Origin of the sequence: Collinsella sp. AM40-7AC (assembly GCF_003468125.1) — a bacterium.
GTDB lineage: Bacteria > Actinomycetota > Coriobacteriia > Coriobacteriales > Coriobacteriaceae > Collinsella > Collinsella aerofaciens_O.
Window position 1 is genome coordinate 103,311 of the sequence record NZ_QSGK01000001.1, and the last position, 22,223, is coordinate 125,533.

Consider the following 22,223-nt stretch of genomic DNA (forward strand, 5'->3'; position numbering starts at 1 on the left):
TTTACTGCTCCTTCTCAATTGCGTTTTCGACCTTGTCGCGCATCTCGGCGACCTTCATGCCAAAGATGATCTGGATATTGTTGCCGTTGCGGTTGATGCCGCTGTTGGGCACGTGGTTAATGAGGTTCTCATTGATGAGGTCCGGGTTCTTAACGTTCACGCGGAGACGCGTAAAGCAGTTCTCGAGCTCCTCGATGTTGTCCTTGCCGCCAAGACCTGCGACCAGGTCGGCAATACCTGCATCGACGCCCTCTGCGGGAGCCGCGGCAACAGCGCCCTGCTTCACCGCGACAGACGCGGCGGCCTCGCCCTCGGCAACGGACTCGGCGAGCTCGGACTCCTCCTCGCGACCAGGCGTGTGGAGGTTGAGCTTCTTAATAAGGAAGGTGAAGAGGAAGAAGTACAGCGCAGCGTTGACGATTCCAAGCACCAGCATAACCGGCCAGTTGGTCTTATCGACACCGAGGACCAGGTTGGAGACCACGATGTTGATGATGCCGCCTGCAGTCGAAGCGGGCACGGAGAGGACCTTGAGCAGAACCAGGAAGATGCCGGAAAGAACCGAGTGAACGACAAAGAGCACGGGAGCGGCAAAGACAAAGAGGAAGTCCATGGGCTCGGTGACACAGGAGAGCACGGCGGTGATGATCAGCGGGATGATAACGGCCTTGGTCTTGTCCTTGTTCTGCTTGTAGGCGGTGAAGATAAAGGCGAGACCGATACCGATGTAGGGCCACAGGTTGTTGAAGGTGTAGCTGTTGAAGTAGGTGCTATCGGAGAAGGGCTGGCCCGTCATTGCCATCTCGGCGACACGGATGGGATAGGCGCCGGCGATAACCTGATCACCCAGCGTCAGGGTGCCACCCACATCGGAGAACTGGAACGGGGTGTAGATGAGGTGGTGCAGACCGGTGGGAACGAGCAGCTTGTTGAGCATGCCGTAGATAAAGAGGCCGATGTTGCCCGACTCCTTAATGATGCCGGCAACGGAGGAGATGGCACCCTGAACCGGAGGCCAAACGATGCAGAAGCCAGCGCCCATGATCCAGGAGATGATGATCATGATCAGGAACGGAAAGCGAACGCCCGAGAACATCGAAAGGGCAATGGGGAACTGCTTGTTCGAGTACTTGTTGAACACGGCACCGGTGATGCAACCAAGAATGATGCCGCCAAACACGCCGGTATCGAGCACCTGAATGCCCATAACGGTGCTCTGGCCGGTTCCGGTAAGGCCGAGCATGCCGCTCGCCTCGGCAAGAGAACCAGTGGCGTTGAGCACGATGTTATTGGCCTGCAGGAACAGGAAGAACGACATCAGGGCGATCAGCGAGGCATGGCCCTTGTTCTTCTTTGCCATGGCGCCGGCGATGCCCACGCAGAACAGAATCGAGAGGTTGTTGATGATAAACATCAGCGACTGATAGACAACGGCGCCCACAAGCTGGAACGGACCGGAGCCCAGCACAGGGATCACGGCGCAGATGGTCTTGTTGGTCAGAATGATGCCCACGATGAGCAGGATGCCGGCAACCGAGAGATACATCATCGGCTGAACGATCGACTTCGCGAACACCTCCAACGGCGCTTTGAAATTGAACTTCTTTTTTGCGGTCATAGCGGTACTCCCCTTCCTTTTCCGCAAATTAAGACAGGTGTGCCCTGGACAAGACCGTGAGCCTTGCCTTATATCAATCGATGTGTGGGCACGTTATGCCTAGAGACCAGGTTCTCCAAGCAGGTTAACAATGTGATATGCGAGATAACTCTTCTCGGCATCGGTAACGACAATGTTATAGGTAGACGCCAAGTGGTCGGCAATTGACTCCGCGCACGAGAACGCCCTCGGATACGCCGTTTCATCGATACGGAACAGCGCGTCGCCATTGACCTGCCCCGCCGCGGGATCGAGCGCTCGCTGCGCAAAAAACTGCAGATGGCGAACGAAACGCTCGTACGGCAACGAGGTGACGTCAAGGGTCGTGGCATAGTGCTCGGAAACAATCGCGAGCACGTCGCGAACAAGCTGGACCGAAACAATCAGACGGTCAGAGCGCTGCGGCATGGTGGCGTTGACGATATGCAGCGTAATGAAACCCTGCTCTTCTTCGCTCATCTGGATGCCCATATACTCCTTGATAATCTGCAGCGCACGGCCCGCAAGCGCATACTCCTTGCGATAGAACTGCTGGATCTCGAGCAGCAACGGATTCTCGCAGGGGACGCCCTTACGCTCGCGCTCCAAAGCAAGACTGATATGGTCTGCGAGAGCAATGAGAATCTTGTCGTTGATATCAACATTGAGCTCTCGACGGAGCATCTGAACAATGTCCTCGGAAATCACGAGGTTGACGGTGGGGATGGACTCCAAAAGATGTGCCAAGCGATCAATCGTACGCGAATCCTGAGAAGTGCCCTCCTGCAGCGCATAGGTCTTTTCGACCGATGCATCATCGATAGCGTCGCCGGCATGACGGCCAAAGCAGAGGCCTCGACCGATGACGATGAGCTCGGAGCCATCGTCCGAAGTGACCATTGCGACGTTATTGTTGAAAACTCACTTGATAACCACGGCACCCACCACAAGAATTTACTCGGAAAGCCAGACGACAGGCTCTTTAACAGCAACAGGGCCGGAAGCATGCTCACGAAGAGTCGACTTCTCCGAGCGCTCGCACACGATAACGAAGACCGTAGGATCGAAGCCGGCGGCGCGGACCGCGTCGAAATCGACCTCGACGAGGGGCTGGCCCGCGTCAACATGGTCACCCTGGGCAACAAGCGCATGGAAGCCCTTGCCCTCAAGTTTAACAGTGTCGATTCCGATATGCAGCATCACCTGAGCAGAGCTGTCGTCGGACATGATGCCCAGCGCGTGCTCAGTCGGAAACAGTGCCGCGACGGTACCGGAGACAGGAGCGCACACCGTTCCCTCTTGGGGAACCACGGCAACGCCATCGCCCACGGCACGGCTGCTAAAAGCGGGATCATTGGTATTTTCTAGATGAACAAGCTCGCCGGAAACAGGAGCGAGGATTTCGAACTCGGAAGTTGCAGTCTTCTGCTCATCCGAACCGCCCATCAGGCGAGAAAAGAAACCCATGGTGGCATGTCCCTTCATAAATATAGCCCAACCAAAATCAAGCGAATGCATCCACAGAGACACACCCGTTCAAAGACTTTGGTTAGGCCCACGTCCGAGGGACTCGGTAACCTTCCGCATTTCTTTTTACGGGAGCTATTGTAGACAAGCCCAAAGCCAGAACAATCATTATGACCGGTGAGCGGTATTTTTTCTTCGATAAACGGTATTTAGGCGGCACTTAGGGACGTTCCTTTCCCGCCGGCACCCAGGGACACTCCTTGCAGCAATTTCGCATGCGTTAGATGAAGAGCTCGCATTCCTTCCGCACGACGCAAGCCTTGCTCAGCATCTGGGAAACAGCGGATAGCTTGTTGGGATCAAGCTTGCGAGCGCCTCGCGGGCATACGGCGATGCAGCGCATGCAGGAGATGCACGCCTCGTCAGCTGCTCGCTTGGGGTCGCCCTTGTCGATAGCACAAACGGGACACGCCGCGGCGCATGCACCGCAGGAGACGCATTCCTCTGTTGCCTCGGGTGCCATACGGCGACCTCCAGCTTGTTTATAAGGGCGATTGCCGGGGATAGAGGGCTCGGACGCATCCTCAGCCAACAGCTTTTGCTGAATTTGTTGCGCAAACTCTGCGAGCTGCGCCGCATCCTGCGCATCCGGTCGCCCAGCAGCAAACTGACGAGCAACGGAATGCTCAGCAATAGCAGAAACAGCTGCAACCACCCTAAATCCGGCGCGCTTCGCAACGTCCTCCAGCTCTACGAGCGTGTCCTCAAACGCGCGGTTTCCGTATACACAAACCAAAACAGCCCGAGCCCCGTTGCCGCGCACCATGCCCAACCGGTCAGCCACCACAGCCGGGATTCTACCGGCATACGCCGGCACAGAGATTACGGCCACGTCGTCCTCAGTCATCGAGACAGCGCTGAGATCTAGCCCGCTATCGGTCAGATCGACGGTAACGGTATTATTGTCCAGCGCCCCGGCCACAAGGCCAGACACCTTCCGCGTTCCACCCGTCGGACTAAACACAATTTCGAATACGCTCATCGAGGCACCCTCTCCCTACGCCTAGCAACGCGTCAAGCCGTTTTCACATTCAGACAGAGTATACGGCGCATGGGGGGAGCTCCCCGTTTTGGTGCGCCAGGCACCCCAATGCACCCACCCTACGCTGTCTGCCTCTTCGTTTTGCATAAATTACGGTACAGATTGTATATATTTACGGGATATCGCCGCGTTCTCCTGAGGTACCCCATCCTGGCCCGTGCAAAAAACGGAGTATTCTGCAACGTGACCGCGCCAGCACCGCCGCGGGTGGGCAAAACTGTAGGGCGCCGTATCGTTCTAAGTCCCGACATGGCGAGAATGACGCGCCCCTGCTCCGGAAAACGGCGAAATCTGACTCGGAACGCTCGCTAGGGATATCCGAAGGCCACCGTTGGCGACGTCGAATCATATGCAGACAACTCGAACTGCAGAATACTCCAAAAAATGCACGGCGCACCCCATAGGACCCATTGCTGCATGGCGGAAAATAGGTCCTCAGCATCCCCCAGATGCATTCCCGAGAAAATCACGTTTGAATTAGCGATGGACACGGCAAACAAAAGGGCCCGAGCGTTGTTTGCTCGGGCCCTTAGCTTGTCTCACGCTAGCGCGCGATGCGCATCTTACTTGCGCTTGCCGCCGCCGTCGCCGGGACGACGGGAGCTGCCGCCGCGCTTGCCGCCACGATTGTTACCATAGCTGCTACGGTTATCGCGACCGCCGGCACGACCGCCGCGGGAGCCGGCCTGGTTGCCGCCGCGCCCGCCGCGATAGCCGCCACGGCGCTCCTCGCGGGTGTCGTCGTAGTTGCGCCAGTCATCGCGACGATCGCGGCTGGCACGCGGATCGCGACGATCACGCGACTCATTCGAACGACCGGCGAGGCTGCGACCACCGTTGCCACGAGCGCCCTCGCGACGCTCGCCACCGCGGCCGCCCTCGCGGCCTCCGCGCTCGTCAAAGCGCTTGCCGCCGCGGGACTCGCCGCCGCGGGTACCACGCTCGTCACGCGAGCCACGGCCTTCGCCGCCACGGCGCTCATCGCGCCCGCCGCGCTCGCCATCGCGACCGGAGCGACGACGGTCACCCGAACCGCGCTTGCCACCGCGCGAACCGCGGCCCTCGTCCTCGCGCTCGACACGACGACGGCCACCGCGATCCCCATCCTCGCGACGGCGGCGATGCGCCTCGCCCTGGAACTGCTTGGCACGACGCTCGGCACGGTTACCGCGCGGGGCCTGCTCGACGGCAGCGGCACCGCCGCGCTCCTCGGCAGCTACCTCGCGGGCCACGCTCTCAACAGCCTCGTCTACGCGAGCCTGAACGCCCTCGCGCACGCGGGTCTTGCCGCCGCGCTTGGGACGGCTCGGACGCTCGCCGTCGCCGCGGCGCTCGTCGCGACCGCGGTTGGAACGACCGGCAACATCGCCGTAATCGTCGCCGTTGCGCTTGCCGTCGCGACGCGCCTGCTCAAGCTTCTTCTTGCTCTTGGACTTGCCGCGCTTGGTCTTCTTCTTCGCCTTAAAGGCCGCAGGGTCGCGCTCGGGATCAACCGCGGGCGGGTTGGGACCCACGTGCAGGTCGCCGGCCTCGTAGATGTCGGCGGTCTTGTCCATGAGCTTCTCGATCTCGTAGAACTCGTCCACGTCCTGCTCGGTCACAAACGTGATGGCCCAGCCCAGCTCGCCGGCGCGGCCCGTACGGCCAATGCGGTGGATATAGTCAGTCGGCTCGGCCGGCACGTCAAAATTCACAACGTAGCGCACGTCGCTAATGTCGATGCCGCGGGCGAGCACGTCGGTTGCCACCAGCACGTCGACGGTGCCGTCGCGGAAGGCCGAAAGGGCACGCTCGCGCTGGGCCTGGCTGCGGTTGCCGTGAATCGCGGCGGCCTTGATGCCCTTACGCTCCAGACGACGGCAGCAGCTGTCGGCGCGGTGCTTGGTGCGCATAAAGACGATAGTGCGCTCCGGACCCTCCTTCTTGAGGAACTCGGGCAGCAGGTTGTTCTTGGCCTCGATGGACACCGGGAACACAAGCTGGTCAACGGTGTCGGCGGTCGACGTGGCGGGCGCGATCTCCACGCGAGCCGGGTCGCTCACCAGGTCGGTGATCTCGCCCACGGCCTCCTCGTCGAGCGTCGCCGAGAACAGCAGCGTCTGGCGCTCGGCCGGCGTCTCGCGCACAATGCGGCGGACGGCGGGCAAAAAGCCCATGTCGAGCATGCGGTCGGCCTCGTCGAGTACCAGCACTTTGACCTCGTCCAGGTGGCAAGCGCCCTGCTCGATCAGATCGACCAGACGGCCCGGCGTGGCGACCAGAATGTCGCAGCCGTACTTGAGCGCCGCGGTCTGCGGCTTGTAGCTCACGCCGCCCACGACGGTCACGGCAACGTGGCCCGTGACGTCGGCGATCTTGCTCGCGACCTCGTCGATCTGCTGGGCGAGCTCGCGCGTGGGGGTGATGACGAGCATCACGGGGCCACGGCCGTTGCCCTCGGGCTTTTTAGCACCGCGACGGCGGTTGCGGCCGCCGCGCTCGCGCACGGGTTTGGGAGGAGCGATGTGCTCCAGATTGTTCATGGTCGGCAGCAAAAAAGCGGCCGTCTTGCCGGTGCCAGTCTGAGCGGCAGCAAGCAGGTCGCGGCCCTCGAGCACCACGGGGATTGAGCCGGCCTGCACGGGCGTCGGCGCCGTGTAGCCCAGGTTCTCGATGGCACGAAGCATCTCGTCGGAAAGGCCCAGCTCGTCAAAGGCGGGCAGGCTCTCGGTAGCGGACTCGACGGCCTGGGCGGCGCTGGCCTCGTCGGCAGCATCGAAGGCAGCCTGGGTCATGGCCTCGCGGGTCTCGTCCAGAATCTCGGCGTCCGTGACGTCGGATACAGAATTACGCATATGTTGTTGTTCCTTATCTGCACGCGCAATGAGCACGGCATGCGGCCGCGCGGGCGTGCTTGGTAGTGCGCTAATACATACAAAAACAGGTGCGCACAGAGAGGACGTTGCTCAGCACGCTGGCGATCGCTTTGGCAGCCCTATCACGCGCCGTCCAGACGCAGCAGCTCTAAGCGATGGAGCAGATTCGCCGCGGGTTAGTATACCCGTGCTTCGCATGCCCCCACGTAAACCACAGATGACGGGGCGGTCGGGGCCGATTGTCTCAATCTGTAACAGTTACGAGACAAAACCGGGTCTACACATTACAGATTGAGACGAACTCAAACATCGCAAAACATAATCTCGATCTGAAACAGTTAGAGGTCATTTTCCCCGCTAGATGTTACAGATCGAGATGTTTGACATGAGCTGCCAACGATTGAGCAGCCACCCGCATCTGTAGCGAAATGTCATACATTCTCACCTCCACTGGACACCCCCTGGGGGTATGGGTGTATAGTATCGGCAGGTTAACAATTCCAACACCGAACCACGGAAAGGAGAAGCCATGGCTCAAGATAAGTTCGACGTGGGCGGCATGACATGCGCCGCCTGCCAGGCGCACGTGGACCGCGCCGTAAGCAAACTCGACGGCGTCCAAAGCGTCGCGGTCAACCTACTCGCTGGTTCCATGATGGTCGACTATGACCCCGCGCAGGTCACCTCCGACGATATCTGCACCGCCGTCGACCGTGCGGGCTACTCGGCCTCACCCGTCGATGCGGGCACCGGTGCCGCCGGCTCAAGCGGCAACACGCAGGTCAGGTCCGGCGCCGCCCACATGGAGTCGCCCACCAAAAAATTGGAGGCCGCCGCCTCTGCCATGCGCGCCCGCCTCATCGTCTCGATCGCCTTCCTCATCCCGCTGTTCTACATAGGCATGGGGCACATGCTCGGTTGGCCACTGCCCGGCATCTGCACGGACCACATCCACAGCATGACGCTCGCCCTCACCGAGCTTGTCCTGCTCATCCCCATCGTCTACGTCAACGACGCATACTTTATCAACGGCTTCAAATCACTCGTGCACGGCGCGCCCACCATGGACGCTCTCATCGCCGTCGGCGGCACCGCCTCCATCGCTTGGTCGCTCTATGCCATGTTTATCATGGCCGACCAGCTGGCCACAGGTCAGGTGCACGAGGCCATGATGACGGGCATGGACAACCTGTATTTTGAGAGTGCGGGCACGATCCTGTCGCTCGTCACCGTGGGCAAATACCTCGAGACGCGCAGCAAGTCCAAAACCGGCGGCGCCATCGAGGCGCTGATCGACCTGGCGCCCAAGACCGCGACCGTCGTTGCCGACGACGGTACCGAAACCACCGTCGACGTCGACAGCATCCTTCCCGGCCAGGTCCTGCGCGTGCGCCCCGGAGAGTCCATCCCCGTCGATGGCGTGGTGCTCGAAGGCAGCTCGGCCGTGGACGAGAGTGCGCTCACCGGCGAGTCCATCCCCGTGGAAAAGACCGCCGGCGACACCGTCAACGCCGCCACCGTCAACCGCACCGGTTCGTTTACCTTCCGCGCCACGCGGGTGGGTGCCGAGACATCGCTCGCCAAGATCATCCAGCTCGTCGAGGACGCCAACGCCACCAAGGCGCCCATCGCCCGCATGGCCGACAAGGTCGCCGGCGTGTTCGTGCCCGTGGTGTTCGTGATCTCGGCCGTGACCTTTGCGGTGTGGATGGCACTGACCGGCAGCATAAACGAGGCGCTCACCTCCGCCGTGGCCGTGCTGGTGATCAGCTGTCCGTGCGCACTGGGTCTGGCCACGCCCGTCGCCATTATGGTGGGCACCGGCAAGGGCGCCGAAATGGGCATTCTGTTTAAGAGCGCCGAGGCGCTAGAGAACCTGCGCAGCGTGGGCACCGTCGTGCTCGACAAGACGGGCACCGTCACCCGCGGCAAGCCGGCCGTGACCGATATCGTGGTTGCCGCACGCGCCGACGGCTCGCCCGCCATGAGCGAAAAGGCGCTGCTCAAGCTGGCCGCCGCGCTGGAGCGCTCGAGCGAGCACCCGCTGGCCGAGGCGATTATGGCCGAGTGCGAGTCGCGCGGAATCGTCGCGCGCATGGTCGAGGACTTTGCCGCCGTGCCCGGGCGAGGCGTTACGGCACGCGAGGGGCAGAATGTCATCGCAGCCGGCAACGTGCGCCTGATGAACGAGCTGGGCGCGGAGGTGCCCGCCGGTCTTGCCGAGAAGTTCGCTGCCGAGGGCAAGACGCCGCTGTTCTTTGCCAAGAACGGCGAGCTTGCCGGCACCATTGCCGTGGCTGACGAGGTCAAAGAAACGAGCGCCGAGGCCATCGCCGCGCTCCGCAAGCTCGGCGTCGACGTGCGCATGCTCACCGGCGACAACCGCGTGACGGCCGAGGCCATCGCCCGCCGCGTGGGACTCACCAGCGAACAGGTTATCGCCGACGTCCTCCCCGCCGACAAGGAACGCCACGTGCGCGAACTGCAGGATGCGGGCGGCAAGGTCGCCATGGTGGGCGACGGCATCAATGACTCCCCCGCCCTGGCGCGCGCCGACGTGGGCCTTGCCATTGGCACCGGCGCCGACATCGCCAAGGAGGGCGCCGACGTGGTGCTCATGCGCAGCGACCTCATGGACGTCGCCCGCGCCATCGAGCTGTCGCGCGCCACGATCCGCAACATCAAGCAGGACCTGTTCTGGGCACTGTTCTACAACGGTATCGGCATTCCGCTCGCCGCGGGCGTGTTCTTCCCGCTCACCGGATGGCAGCTCTCGCCGATGTTTGGAGCTGCGGCCATGAGCCTGTCGAGCGTGTGCGTCGTAAGCAATGCGCTGCGCCTGCGAACCTTTAAGCCCAAAGTGGCAAAATAGGTTCACCCTTAAGTCCATTTAGAACGGGTTTTCCAGGTGCCCGAGATTGACCTGAAAGAGGAGCGACGCGTACTTTGGTACGCGAGCGACGGCTTGAAGGCCAAGGTCGGGTGCCTGGGAAAGCCGACACAACAGAGAGGAATACCGATGCGATACACAATCAAGACTTCCGGCCTCATGTGCGGCCACTGCGACGCCACCGTCGAGACGGCGTTGCTCAACGTTGCCGGCGTGACCGACGCCGACGCCGATCACGAGACCCAGACCGTCCAGGTTGAGTGCGCCGACACCGTGACCGCCGAGCAGCTCGCTGCCGCCGTCGAGGGCGCCGGCGAGAAGTTCCACGCCCTGTCCGTGACCGCCGCGTAGCAGCTACCAGAAGCATTCGACCCCATCGACCAGAAACGAGGACCCGCCATGATGGCAGACCACAAATCGGTGACCCGCATGCTCAAGACGGCACGCGGCCAGATCGACGGCATCTTGCGGATGGTCGATGAGGACCGCTACTGCGTCGATATTTCCACGCAGCTCATGGCAACGCAGGCGCTCATTGCGCGCATCAACGCCGACGTGCTCAAGGCGCATATCGAGGGCTGCGTGACTTCGGCAATCGAATCGGGCGACGAAGACCTCAAGGCCGCCAAGCTCGCCGAGATCGAACGCGTCGTCGACAAGCTCTCCAAGTAATTGGGGCATTGGGGACGGACTGCTTTGCACCTTCTTGGTGCATCGGGGACAGGTATGTTTGCACCACCTTGGTGCAGATTGACCTGTCCCCCTTGCTCTAAATCGGGTATAAAGGCGTGCAGCATATCGAACGAAAGGCAATTTGCATGAATGACTTTATGAAGGGCCGCAATGGCGCCGATGAGCTCACCATCGTTATGGGCTTTGTCGGCATCGTCATCGCGATGATCGGATCGATAGCCCATATCCAGTGGCTCAGCTGGATTGCCATCGCCGTAATCGTGATTGGCGTGCTGCGCGGCCTGTCCAAAAATATCGATGCACGTCGCAAGGAAAACGCGGCCTTTGTCGCCGCGACCGCTAACGTCCCCGGCCTGGGCAAGTTCGTAGCGAGCTTGGGTAGCGGCACCGCGGCTGCCAACGCCTCGCGCACGGCCGGTACCAGCAAGGAAGACTTTGAGCGTGCCAAGCGCACGGCCAAGAAGATGTGGAAGGGTCGCAAGACCACAGCATACCTCAAGTGCCCCAACTGCGGCCAGATGCTCTCCGTCCCCAAGGGCAAAGGCAAGATCCGCGTCACCTGCCCCAAGTGCCACGCCAAGATGGAAACCCGCTCCTAGCGCCCGCACGCGGGACAAATTAATCAGGTTTGTTTGTCCCAAATCTTAAGTATTTGTTCGATAAAAAAGCCGAGGCCTCGTGTTGAGACCTCGGCTTTTTGCATGCGGCAACGGAGCTGCCCCTTTGTCACATCTACGCCACACCGTCGCGGGCGAGCTCCTCAGCCAGCGCTTCGGCAGGCATGGCCATAATCGCGTCGAGCTCGGCGTCCACCTCGGGAATACGCTTCACCTTGAGTTTGCGCACCAGATCACCACGGCACATCACGTACGTCGGCTCACGCAGTGCGCACAGATCATCGAGCGGGTTCTTGCGCGTTACCAAGATATCGGCAGCCTTGCCGCACTCGATCGTACCGGTCTCGCCGCCCAGCCCCAGCAGCTCGGCATTGATCTGCGTAGCCGTATGCAGCGCAAAGGCGTTGCTCACGCCCACGTACTTGGCAAAAAAGGCAACCTCACGCCACATGTCGTACTGCGTCACAAACGGGCAGCTCGAGTCCGTGCCCAGGCCCACCTTAACGCCAGCTTCCAGTGCGGCACGGGCGCTCTCGATGATGCCCGAACACACAATGTCGCCGTTCTTCTTTTGCGTGTCGGTCGAATGGGTCTTCTCCGGATCGAGCAGCACAAACGGCAGCGCGGGGCTGATAGTGCAGGTAACGCTGGGCGCACGCCCCTCAAGCTGCGTGCCCGCGGCGCCGCGGTACAGTTCCAAGATCTCGGGAGTCATCGGGGCACCGTGCTCGATCGTATCGACGCCGGCCTCAAGCGCGGCCTTCACGCCCTCGGTGCTCTCGACATGAGCCATAACCGGCAGGCCCACCTCGTGCGCAGCCTTGCACGCCGCCGCGGCAACCTCGACCGGCATGCGCAGCACGCCCGGCTCACCTACTTCGGTCGCGTCGAACACGCCGCCCGTCACGAACAGCTTGATGACGTCGGCACCGCGCGCATACAAGTCACGCACTTGTTCGGCCGCCTCATCGGGGGTATCGGCGACCTGCGCGAACAGCCCCGCACCGTGACCGCCCGGCACCGTGACACCCGTTCCCGGCGCCACCAGACGCGGACCCTGATACTTGCCGGCGTCGATAGCGTTGCGCACGGCAATATCGGCAAACAGCGGGTCACCCGCACCGCGCACCGTGGTCACGCCGCTTGCCAACTGCTGCTGGGCGCTGCCCTTAAGAATATGGCGCACGATGGCGCGCCCCACGGGATTATCGAGCTTCTTCATCAGCGCGCCCGCATCGCCGGCCGAGACAGGCTTGCCCGAGCCGCACAGGTGCACATGCATATTGATGAGGCCGGGCATGAGGTACGCGCCGGCCAGGTCGATGACCTCGGCACCTGCAGGCGCCTGCGCCACAGCACTCGGCCCCACCCACGTGATGACACCGCGCTCAACGGCCACGGCCATATCGGGTTGCGGCTCCATATGCTCCGAGCCATCCAGGACGGTCGCATTGATAAACAACGTGGAACGATCGGCAGACGCCATATCGAGCTCCTCCCTCACGAGCAACTTGAACATTTGTCCATTATCACCCAGTGCGGCAGGGTTGCTGCGGACATATCGGTTAACGGAGAAAGGATGAGACACGGAGAACGGAATGCATTGCAGTCCCATCCCAGCGACATCCGGGAAATGTCTAGATCTGTAACAGGTAGACCGGGTTTTAGCAGCCAGATGTTACAGATCGAGATCTTTCGGCACCGCGTCCAACCTTTGTCTCAATCTGTAACAAGTAGACAGGTTTTCGGCCTCTAGATGTTACAGATCGAGATATTTTAGCGGCAGCCAACCTTCTGTCTCGATCTGTAACAGTTGCGAGGCCAAACGGCCCCTTGTTGTTACAGATCGAGACAAACTCGGCAGAAACAACCACATTCGCGTCAGTTGCACCCCTTAGCACCCATACCACTGACGCTTCCATCCCTCAGCCAAATCGGCCCGCTGCGAAATACCCGCCAGCCTCATCTTTTCAGCCAGCTTCCCTGGGTTCTTGAGCTCATCAAACGTAAACCGAAGCACCTTATGCCCGAGCATTGTCAGATGAGATTCCCGCTGACGCTCTGCCACGAATGGGTCAACCGACTCCCGACCCTCGCCGCTCTGCAAGGTGTACTTCCCCTTTCCGTCGAGCTCGCCGATGACACACGTCCCGTCCTCGAGCCGCCAAAAATAGTCGACGCGAAACACCTGGCTCGGATCGAGCGGGTCGCGAAACTCCACCTGCAGCTCCGGAACCGGAAAGCCGTACGCAATAAAGAATGCTCGGAACCGAGACTCACCGCCGTTTTCAGACAGCCCGTCCGCATACGACGCAATCACCTGTGCCCTGCGATACCCTCGCCTGCCCTCGCAATCGGCGCGGAGGCGCTCGCACAAATCCCCACGTGATACGCCTTTCGCCCGCAGTGCAGAATCGGCAATCGCCAACCCGTAGGAGAACGGCGCACGCAGTAGGCAATCCTCCACCGTGCGCCAAAACGACGTCACCCGCACGCCGTCGACTTGCTCAAGCGCACCCGCCGCCTGCGGACGCAACAGCCGGCATCCTGCACTCAACGTCACCGAACAACCCGTCTTAACAAGAAAACGCGACCCAAGCAGATCATTCGGCACCTCCAGACCCCACAAAAGCGCCGCGTCATAGCCCCAAAACGCCCAATCGGGATGAAACTCTGCAAGCCCTTTGATGGTACGCAGCGTTCGCTCCGCCGGCGTCAGTACACCCCAATCATGTTGAAAGCAGAACAAATACGGCTCGGGTTCCGCGATATCGTCGGTTCCAACATGACGCCGCAGCCACATGAGCTCGGCATTGTCATGCGTTGCGAGCAGCGCACCTTGCTCGGTCGCCTCCGTGAGTCGCGCGAGCATCCTATTCCGCGCCAACGTGTTGCGAGTCGTATGCTTGTGCTTGAAAACGGTATTAGACACTTCCATCACCACCACATCGGACAAATGGACCATCGTCACCGTTGCCTCCGCCGACAAACGTTTCGACCTGTAACAGGAAGACCGATTTTTGGACTGTAGATGTTACAGATTGAGACATTCCCCCCAGCCAGGTGCCAAACGTCTCGATCTGTAACAGTAAGACGTTCTCCAGGCCCCCTAAGCGTTACAGATTTAGACAAACCAGCGGTGCCCAAGCGTTCGTCTCGATCTGTAACAGATAGACTGGTTTTTGTCCCCAAACGTTACAGATCGAGACAAAAAGGCAAAAGGCAAGGCAGGCGACAACCACCCATCCCCTACTCCCACTCTTGCTCGTAGATATTGAGCGACTTTACGTACCGCCCCTGGGCGCCCATGATGTCGCGGACCAGACGCAAGAAGAAGCTGATGCACGAGGTGTCAAAGCCGTCCTGCAGATCCTCGGGATGCACCGCACCCGGCCCGTCGACCGCCGTGTCGTTCAGGCGCGCGATGTCATATAAGTAGAGCTGTCCCGCTGTAAGCCAGACATCGTCGACACAGGCGAGGCGCACCGCAATCGCGCCGTCGTTCCAATGCTCCTTTTGCACGATATGCGGGTCGTAGACATCAAAGCGACGATCGGTGCGTGTGTCCTTCAGCGCGACCATGCCGGACGCAGGATCCTTGTCCAAAATGCCAAAGCGAGAGAAGTACTGCGTGCCGCGCACCTGCTTAAGTCGCCCAAGCGAGGCAGGAGAAATTGACGCTGGCGGCTCATCCACATATAGCTCGAGCAGCGTCTTGCCATGGCGATAGGGGCGCTCAAACAGCAGCCAATCGGTAAACGCCATGTTGTAGGCCATGATTTCGTTTTGAGAAGGTTCCTCGCAATAGCTGAGCCACGGATCGACGATAATCTCGAACTGCTCGCGCGCCGGCTCCAGAAACTGAAACTTCCGCAGCATCCAAAAATGGGCCATGTCGGCAATATCGTTGCCGACGGCTTCAGCCAGCTCTGCTCGGTCAAAAACTTGGTCAGTCATGGCATCCTCCTCAAACTGATGGACCTCAATTTGAGCTTACGAGGAGGGTGGGCAGCCACTGTCAGCGCAGGCAAAATAGGCCTTTTGTTGCAAACCAGATGCTGACCAAACACTTGACGAAAAGCTTGACCGAATGAGCGCACCGCAAAGAAACCGCAGGTAGACATAGACAGCCAACACGACCTTTTGAGCCAGATGCCCGCAGCCACCACAGAAACAACAGGTGACCACAGCCAAAGAAGTCGACAAATGAACACCCATACGTCGACAAACGAGCAAATCGCTCGCAAAGAGTGTCCCCAACGACTAGACAAAAATGACCAGTCATTGGGGACGTTCTTAAATGACTACTTTACAGCTTCAGCGCCTCGGCGACTTCGGCTGCGCAGGCCAGGGCATCGGCCATGGCACTCACCACGAGCGAGCTGCCGTTGCGGGCATCACCCGCCACATACACCGGCGCGGCATCCGCGGCGACACCCTCCGTGCGAGCCGCGAGATGCGAGCCCTCAGCAGCCATCACCGGCAGCGGACGACCAGCGGTGGCAACAGGCACGCTCACCGCATCGAACACGCCGTGCTCCGGACCCGTAAAGCCGCAGGCGATGAGCACCAGCTGCGCCGGCACCTCGTGCTCGGAGCCCGCGATGCGCTCGGGCTTTCCCGCCGACCAGTCCAGATCGACCACGCGCAGGCCCGCGGCCGCACCCTTCTTGTCCAGCAGCACCTCGAGCGTATCCACGCCCCAGGCACGCATCTCACCACCCATCGCAGCGATAGCCTCCTGCTGGCCGTAGTCGGTCTTCTTAACGTTGGGCCACTGCGGCCAGGGGTTGCTCGCCGCGCGCTTATCGGGCGCAGCCGGCAAGAACTCAAACTGGCGCACGCTGCGCGCACCCTGGCGCACCGCGGTACCCACGCAGTCGTTGCCGGTATCGCCGCCGCCAATGACCACGACGTCCAGGCCGCGCGCGTTCACCGCGGACTCGCTACCATCGAGCACCGAGACGGTCGAAGCCGTCAGGTAGTCCACCGCGTACACCACGCCCGGAGCGTCAATGTTCGCAGCCGAAAGCCCGCGCGGGGCACGGGCACCAGCAGCCACCACGACAGCGTCAAAGCCATCGAGCTTGGCTGCCACCGCAGGGTCCGTCACATCGGCGCCCAGCTCAAACACAATGCCCAGGTCACGCATGAACGCCACGCGACGCTCGACCACGGACTTCTCGAGCTTCATGTTGGGAATGCCGTACATGAGCAGACCGCCCGGGCGGTCGTCGCGCTCAAACACCGTCACGCGGGCGCCACGACGTGCAAGCTCCCATGCCGCCACCAGACCAGCAGGACCGGAGCCCACCACGGCAACCGCGGGTGCGCCCTCCCCTGCCGGCTCAAAGCGACGCGGACCGCCATTTGCCCACTCATGGTCGCTGATTGCACGCTCGTTGTCATGGATCGTCGTGGGCTGGCCGTCGACCGAACCCAGGTTGCACGCGGCCTCGCACAGCGCCGGGCACACACGGCTCGTAAACTCGGGCATGGGCGATGTGAGCGACAGGCGCTCGGCAGCCTCGTCCCAGCGGCCGCGGTACACCAGCTCATTCCACTCGGGAATCAGGTTGTGCAGCGGGCAGCCGCTCGGGCGTGCCTTGCCAAAGCTCGCGCCCATCTGGCAAAACGCCACGCCGCACATCATGCAGCGGCTCGCCTGGGCGCGACGTGCATCGTCATCGAGCTCCACGTACAGCGGATCAAAATCATGGCTGCGCTCCTCCACAGGGCGCAGCTCGTGGGTCACGCGATCGATATCAAGAAAAGCACCGGGCTTACCCATGGCACTTACGCCTCCTTCTTGGTCGAAGCAACAGAGCTGGTAGCGGCCACGGGCGCAGCACCCGCAGCACCGCCCGCAACATCAAAGCGGGCAACATCAGCAGCGTCGGCGCGACCGGTCACGATGTCAAACGCCAACTCCTCGCCCTGCGCATACGTCTTGCCCACGGCCTCGGCAGCAGCGACAATCGCCAGCACGCGCTCGTACTCGGTCGGAATGACCTTCACAAAGTGCTTGCCCATCGAGTCGAAGCTGTAGAGCAGCTTAATGCCGCGCGGGCTCTGCGTCGCGTCCACGTGCTCCTGGATGAGCGCGCGAATCTGCGCCAGCTCGCCGGCCGTCGGGGCCTTGAGCTCAACGCTCTCGTGGTTCACGCGGGCATCGAGCGTGCCGTACTGGTCAAAGACATAGGCCACGCCGCCCGTCATACCGGCGGCGAAGTTCTGCCCGACCTCACCCAGGATAAGCGCCAGACCGCCCGTCATGTACTCGCAGCCGTGGTTGCCGCAACCCTCGACCACCACGGTGGCACCGGAGTTGCGTACGCCAAAGCGCTGGCCGGCCAGGCCGTTGATGAAGCCACGGCCGCTCGTGGCGCCAAAGAACGCAACGTTGCCCACGATGATGTTTTCGTCGAACTTATAGGTCGCATGCGGGTTGGGGCGCACCGACACCTCGCCGCCCGAAAGGCCCTTGCCAAAGTAGTCGTTGGCGTCGCCGCACACGTTGAGCGTAATGCCGCGCGGCAGGAAGGCGCCAAAGCTCTGACCGGCCGATCCATCGCAATCGATGGTGATGGAGCCGGCGGGCAGGCCCTCGGGATGTGCCTTGGTCACCGCGTTACCCAGGATGGTGCCCACGCAACGGTTGACGTTGGCGATGTCGGCATGGAAGCGAATCGGACGCAGGTGCGCACGGGCATCGGCCGTATAGGGCACGAACAACGTGGAGTCGAGCGTCTTGTCGAGCTCGCTGTCGGCAGCCATCTGCGGCAGGAAGTGGCGACCGTCGGCACCCGGGATATGGGCACCGAACTCGCAGGTCGCGCTCGCCAGCACGGGCGACAGATCGAGCAGGTTGGCCTTGCGGTTGCCCGGGACCTCGATCTGGCGCAAGCACTCGGGGTGGCCGACCATCTCGTCGACGGTGCGGAAGCCCAGGCTCGCCATGACCTCGCGCAGCTGCTCGGCAACAAAGAGCATAAAGTGCTCAACGTGTTCGGGCTTGCCGCGAAAGCCATGACGCAGTCGGCAGTTTTGCGTGGCGATGCCGGCCGGGCAGGTATCCTGCTGACAGTCGCGCTGCATGAGGCAGCCCATGGAGATGAGCGGCATGGTCGCGAAGCCAAACTCCTCGGCACCCAGCAGGCAGGCGACGGCAACATCGGTGCCGTCCATGAGCTTGCCGTCGGCCTCGAGCACCACGCGTGAGCGCAGGCCGTTTTGCAGCAGCGTCTGCTGGGCCTCGGCAAGGCCAAGTTCCAGCGGCAGGCCGGCGTGCCAGATAGAGTCGCGCGCCGCGGCACCCGAGCCGCCATTGTGACCGCTGATCAAGATCTTGTCGGCAGCACCCTTGGCCACACCGGTGGCGATGGTGCCGACGCCGGCCTCGCTGACCAGCTTGACCGACACGCGTGCGCCGGGGTTGGCGTTCTTAAGATCGAAGATCAGCTCTGCCAGATCCTCGATAGAGTAAATGTCGTGGTGAGGCGGAGGCGAGATCAGGCCGATGCCGGGTGTGGACTGACGGACCTCGGCGATCCAGGGGTAGACCTTCTTGCCGGGCAGGTGGCCACCCTCGCCAGGTTTGGCGCCCTGAGCCATCTTGATCTGAATCTCGAAGGCGCTGCAAAGATAGCGGCTCGTCACGCCAAAGCGCGCGCTTGCCACCTGTTTGATGGCGGAGTTCTTGGAGTCGCCGTTGGCTAGCGGGGTCTCGCGACGCGGGTCCTCGCCGCCCTCGCCGGAGTTGGAACGGCCGTGCAGGCGGTTCATGGCGATGGCCATGCACTCGTGTGCCTCTTTGCTGATGGAACCGTACGACATGGCGCCGGTGTTAAAGCGACGGACGATGTTGAGCGCGGGCTCCACCTCGTCGAGCGAAACCGGCGTGCGGCCGCTGGCATTAAAGTCGAGCAAGTCGCGCAGGCGCACGGCACGGCCGGTGCGGTGCAGGCGAGCGCTGTACTCCTTAAAGGTGTCGTAGCTGTCCTCACGGCAGGCGGTCTGCAGCAGGTAGACGGTCTGGGGGTCGATGAGGTGTTCCTCGCCGCCGAGCGGGCGCCACTTGGTCAGACCCAGCGTGGGCAGCTGATCGGGAGCCGGGCTCTTAAGGATAGCAAGCGCAGCGTCGTAGCGCTCATTCTGCTCGCGCTCGACGTCCTCGACGCCCATACCGCCCACACGGCTCACCGTGCCGGCGAAGTACGCGTTGACGAACTCCGGCGTAAAGCCCACGGCCTCGAAGATCTGCGCCGAATGGTAGCTCTGCACCGTGGAGATGCCCATCTTGGACATGATGGAGACGATGCCCGCCGTCGCGGCCTTGTTGTAGTTGGCGATGCCCTGCTCGGCCGTCACGTCCAGGTCGCCGTGTGCCGCCAGATCGCGGATGCACGCATGTGCGTTGTACGGATAGATGCCGCTCGCGGAGTAGCCCACCAGTGCCGCAAAGTCGTGCGGAGACACGGCGTCTCCGCTCTCCACCACGATGTCGGCAAAGGTACGCACGCCGGCGCGGATCAGGTGGTTATGCACGCAGCCCACAGCGAGCAGCGACGGCACGGGCACCTCGCCCGCAGCGGCACGATCGCTCAACACCACGATGTTCACGCCATCGCGGACCGCAGCCTCAACGTCCTCGGCAAGCTGCTTGAGCGCAGCCTGCAGCGCGCCCTCGCCTGCATCGCGGCGGTAGACGGCACGGAAACGGCGGGTCTTAAAGCCCACGCGGTCGATGGCGCAGATGCGGTCAAACTCTTCCTCGCTCAGCAGCGGACGCTCCAAGCGCACCAGCTGGCAGGCTGTACGGGAGTCCTCGAGCAGGTTGCCGTGGTTGCCCAGGTAGAGCGTGGTCGAAGTGACCATATGCTCGCGAAGGGCGTCGATGGGCGGATTCGTGACCTGAGCGAACAGCTGATAGAAGTAGTCAAAGAACGAACGCGTCTTCTTGGACAGGCAGGCCAGCGGTGCGTCGATGCCCATCGAGGCGAGCGGGGCCTTGCCCTGCTGGGCCATGGGACGCACGACCTCGTCGACGTCATCCCAGTGGTAGCCGAGCTTGGCCATGCGCACAGCGGCGGGCACCTCGGCATCCTCGGCGGACGCGGGCGCGGCGGGCTCATCGAGCGCGTCGACGGTCAGCGTCTCCTCGGCAATCCAATCACGGTAGGGCTTTTCCTTGGCATAGCGGGCGCGCAGCTCGTCGTTGTAGATCACGCGGCCGCGGGCAAAATCGACCTCGAGCATCTGGCCCGGTCCCAGGCAACCGCTCGTCAGGATGTTCTCGGGGCGTACCTCGATGGTGCCCACTTCGCTTGCCAGCATAAAGCGACCATCGCGCGTCACGTAGTAGCGGGCGGGGCGCAAGCCGTTGCGGTCGAGGGCGGCGCCCAGCGTGCGACCGTCGGTAAAGGCGATGGCCGCCGGGCCGTCCCAGGGCTCCATGAGCATGGACTGGTAAGCGTCGTAGGCGCGGCGCTCCTCACTCAGGCTATCGTTGTGGTCCCACGGCTCGGGCAGCAACATGGACGCGGCACGCGTGAGCGGGCGACCGTTCATGACCAAGAATTCGAGCACGTTGTCCAGAATCGCGGAGTCGGAACCCTCGCGGTTGATGATGGGCATCACGCGCTCAAGATCGTGCTGCAGCACGGGGCTGTACAGGTTGGGTTCGCGGGCGCGGATCCAGTTGACGTTGCCCTTGAGGGTGTTGATCTCGCCGTTATGGATGATAAAGCGGTTGGGGTGCGCGCGCTCCCAACTGGGCGTGGTGTTGGTGGAGTAGCGCGAGTGGACGAGCGCTACGGCCGTCTTGACGGCGGCGTCGTTGAGGTCGATGAAGAAGCGGCGCATCTGCGTGGCGACCAGCATGCCCTTGTACACGATGGTACGCGAGCTCATGGAGCACACGTAGAAGATCTTGTCGCGCAGGGCAAACTCGGCATCGGCCTTCTTTTCGATGGTGCGGCGGCACACGTACAGGCGACGCTCAAAGGCATCGCCGGCGGGCGTGTCGTCCGGACGGCCCAGGAAGGCCTGCAGGATAGTGGGCATGCAGGCGCGGGCCGTCTCGCCCAGGTCATGCGGGTCGACCGGCACCTCGCGCCAAAAGAGCAGCGGCACGCCGGCCTCGGCGCAGCCCTCCTCAAACACGCGACGGGCATCCTCTACGCCCTTGTCGTCCTGCGGGAAGAACAGCATGGCCACGCCATAGTCGCCCTCTGCCGGCAGAATCTGGCCGCACTTTTGGGCCTCTTTACGGAAAAAGTGATGCGGAACCTGGAACAAGATGCCAGCGCCGTCGCCGGTGTTCTTCTCGAGTCCCGTGCCGCCGCGGTGCTCCAAGTTGACCAGAATGGACAGCGCATCGTCCAGAATCTGGTGATGGCGCTCGCCGTTGATATCGGCAAGCGCGCCGATGCCACATGCATCGTGGTCGAATTCGGGGCGATAAAGGCCCTGCTGCTGAGCGGAATCTGCCTGCATCGCGATCCTCCCCTAGATATTTAGACAGTCAGTTGAATAGGCATACTAGGAGCATCGCCGGCCCGTTGTGTTTCCCGCCCGTTTCGAAACAATCGCGTAACGCACACCGACCATCAACGTCTTGCTATCAAACATGTACGTCAGCCCCCAAACATGTCGAAATTTGACATCTTTGGAGGCTGACGTACACGTTTTAGTGCAGGGACAGCCGGCACATATGCATCTGGCCCCTTTGAATCATTCTGGAAACAAGGGCCATGCGGACTTTTGCATGATGGGGCTCGACACAGCAGGCCTCAAGGGCGGCAACAAGACGCCCAAGTTCGGCCTGTAAGCTCACCGCTTCAAACATCTCAATCTGTAACAGGAAGAGCGGATTTTGGCGCCTAGATGTTACAGATTGAGATTTTCTGCGGAGCGGTTTTGGTTTGTCTCGATCTGTAACACGAAGGGCCGGTTTTGGCGG

14 protein-coding genes and 1 pseudogene are annotated in these 22,223 nt (G+C 61.8%); 4 read left to right on the forward strand and 11 right to left on the reverse strand.

Features of this window, described 5'->3' with window-relative positions:
• Position 1: 1 nt before the first annotated feature.
• The 6 genes and pseudogenes from DW892_RS00400 to DW892_RS00420 all read right to left on the reverse strand — a co-directional run bounded on the left by DW892_RS00400 (position 2) and on the right by DW892_RS00420 (position 7,039).
• The gene (locus tag DW892_RS00400; protein ID WP_117764945.1) at positions 2-1,618 is read right to left on the reverse strand and encodes a PTS transporter subunit EIIC; all 1,617 of its coding nucleotides are present in this window, start codon (positions 1,616-1,618) and stop codon (positions 2-4) included.
• Positions 1,619-1,717: 99 nt separating this feature from the next.
• Positions 1,718-2,065: a PRD domain-containing protein gene (locus DW892_RS10610; RefSeq protein WP_255415159.1), complete on the reverse strand. Its 348-nt coding sequence runs from the start codon at positions 2,063-2,065 to the stop codon at positions 1,718-1,720.
• A 15-nt stretch (positions 2,066-2,080) separates the two neighbouring features.
• Positions 2,081-2,545: pseudogene (locus DW892_RS10615) on the reverse strand (PRD domain-containing protein); the annotation flags it as partial.
• A gap of 45 nt (positions 2,546-2,590) precedes the next feature.
• The gene (locus DW892_RS00410; protein WP_158551625.1) at positions 2,591-3,103 is read right to left on the reverse strand and encodes a PTS glucose transporter subunit IIA; all 513 of its coding nucleotides are present in this window, start codon (positions 3,101-3,103) and stop codon (positions 2,591-2,593) included.
• Positions 3,104-3,383: 280 nt separating this feature from the next.
• Positions 3,384-4,145 (reverse strand): 4Fe-4S dicluster domain-containing protein, encoded by a 762-nt coding sequence (locus DW892_RS00415; protein ID WP_117655569.1) that lies wholly within the window; start codon positions 4,143-4,145, stop codon positions 3,384-3,386.
• Between the two features lie 623 nt (positions 4,146-4,768).
• Positions 4,769-7,039 (reverse strand): DEAD/DEAH box helicase, encoded by a 2,271-nt coding sequence (locus tag DW892_RS00420; protein WP_187364953.1) that lies wholly within the window; start codon positions 7,037-7,039, stop codon positions 4,769-4,771.
• Positions 7,040-7,589: 550 nt separating this feature from the next.
• Between DW892_RS00420 and DW892_RS00425 the strand changes: the two genes are divergently transcribed.
• From DW892_RS00425 to DW892_RS00440, 4 genes are all read left to right on the forward strand, one after another.
• Positions 7,590-9,932 (forward strand): cation-translocating P-type ATPase, encoded by a 2,343-nt coding sequence (locus DW892_RS00425; RefSeq protein ID WP_117764949.1) that lies wholly within the window; start codon positions 7,590-7,592, stop codon positions 9,930-9,932.
• 147 nt (positions 9,933-10,079) lie between these two features.
• Complete coding sequence (locus DW892_RS00430) at positions 10,080-10,301, forward strand: heavy-metal-associated domain-containing protein (protein WP_006235338.1); 222 nt, start codon at positions 10,080-10,082, stop codon at positions 10,299-10,301.
• Between the two features lie 48 nt (positions 10,302-10,349).
• Positions 10,350-10,622 (forward strand): metal-sensing transcriptional repressor, encoded by a 273-nt coding sequence (locus DW892_RS00435; protein WP_055285698.1) that lies wholly within the window; start codon positions 10,350-10,352, stop codon positions 10,620-10,622.
• A gap of 146 nt (positions 10,623-10,768) precedes the next feature.
• Positions 10,769-11,242, forward strand: a complete 474-nt coding sequence (locus tag DW892_RS00440; protein ID WP_117655756.1) for a hypothetical protein — start codon at positions 10,769-10,771, stop codon at positions 11,240-11,242.
• 133 nt (positions 11,243-11,375) lie between these two features.
• Here the strand turns inward: DW892_RS00440 and DW892_RS00445 are convergent, their stop codons facing one another.
• From DW892_RS00445 to gltB, 5 genes are all read right to left on the reverse strand, one after another.
• Positions 11,376-12,746, reverse strand: coding sequence for an amidohydrolase family protein (locus tag DW892_RS00445; protein ID WP_233502677.1), 1,371 nt, complete (start codon positions 12,744-12,746; stop codon positions 11,376-11,378).
• A gap of 408 nt (positions 12,747-13,154) precedes the next feature.
• A complete protein-coding gene (locus DW892_RS00450; protein ID WP_147349824.1) occupies positions 13,155-14,231 on the reverse strand; it encodes a hypothetical protein in 1,077 nt (358 codons plus the stop codon).
• Between the two features lie 278 nt (positions 14,232-14,509).
• Positions 14,510-15,217, reverse strand: a complete 708-nt coding sequence (locus DW892_RS00455; protein WP_117764953.1) for a hypothetical protein — start codon at positions 15,215-15,217, stop codon at positions 14,510-14,512.
• Between the two features lie 352 nt (positions 15,218-15,569).
• Entirely contained in the window at positions 15,570-17,051 is a 1,482-nt protein-coding gene (locus DW892_RS00460; RefSeq protein ID WP_117764955.1) for a glutamate synthase subunit beta, read from the reverse strand.
• Between the two features lie 5 nt (positions 17,052-17,056).
• Entirely contained in the window at positions 17,057-21,757 is a 4,701-nt protein-coding gene (gene gltB, locus DW892_RS00465) for a glutamate synthase large subunit (protein ID WP_117764957.1), read from the reverse strand.
• Between the last annotated feature and the right edge of the window lie 466 nt (positions 21,758-22,223).

Excerpts from the sequence above, each read along its gene's own strand:
- DW892_RS00400 (WP_117764945.1), bottom strand. The coding sequence starts at position 1,618 with ATGACCGCAAAAAAGAAGTTCAATTTCAAAGCGCCGTTGGAGGTGTTC.
- DW892_RS10610 (WP_255415159.1), bottom strand. The coding sequence starts at position 2,065 with ATGCCGCAGCGCTCTGACCGTCTGATTGTTTCGGTCCAGCTTGTTCGC.
- DW892_RS00410 (WP_158551625.1), bottom strand. The coding sequence starts at position 3,103 with ATGGGTTTCTTTTCTCGCCTGATGGGCGGTTCGGATGAGCAGAAGACT.
- DW892_RS00415 (WP_117655569.1), bottom strand. The coding sequence starts at position 4,145 with ATGAGCGTATTCGAAATTGTGTTTAGTCCGACGGGTGGAACGCGGAAG.
- DW892_RS00420 (WP_187364953.1), bottom strand. The coding sequence starts at position 7,039 with ATGCGTAATTCTGTATCCGACGTCACGGACGCCGAGATTCTGGACGAG.
- DW892_RS00425 (WP_117764949.1), top strand. The coding sequence starts at position 7,590 with ATGGCTCAAGATAAGTTCGACGTGGGCGGCATGACATGCGCCGCCTGC.
- DW892_RS00430 (WP_006235338.1), top strand. The coding sequence starts at position 10,080 with ATGCGATACACAATCAAGACTTCCGGCCTCATGTGCGGCCACTGCGAC.
- DW892_RS00435 (WP_055285698.1), top strand. The coding sequence starts at position 10,350 with ATGATGGCAGACCACAAATCGGTGACCCGCATGCTCAAGACGGCACGC.
- DW892_RS00440 (WP_117655756.1), top strand. The coding sequence starts at position 10,769 with ATGAATGACTTTATGAAGGGCCGCAATGGCGCCGATGAGCTCACCATC.
- DW892_RS00445 (WP_233502677.1), bottom strand. The coding sequence starts at position 12,746 with ATGGCGTCTGCCGATCGTTCCACGTTGTTTATCAATGCGACCGTCCTG.
- DW892_RS00455 (WP_117764953.1), bottom strand. The coding sequence starts at position 15,217 with ATGACTGACCAAGTTTTTGACCGAGCAGAGCTGGCTGAAGCCGTCGGC.
- DW892_RS00460 (WP_117764955.1), bottom strand. The coding sequence starts at position 17,051 with ATGGGTAAGCCCGGTGCTTTTCTTGATATCGATCGCGTGACCCACGAG.
- gltB (WP_117764957.1), bottom strand. The coding sequence starts at position 21,757 with ATGCAGGCAGATTCCGCTCAGCAGCAGGGCCTTTATCGCCCCGAATTC.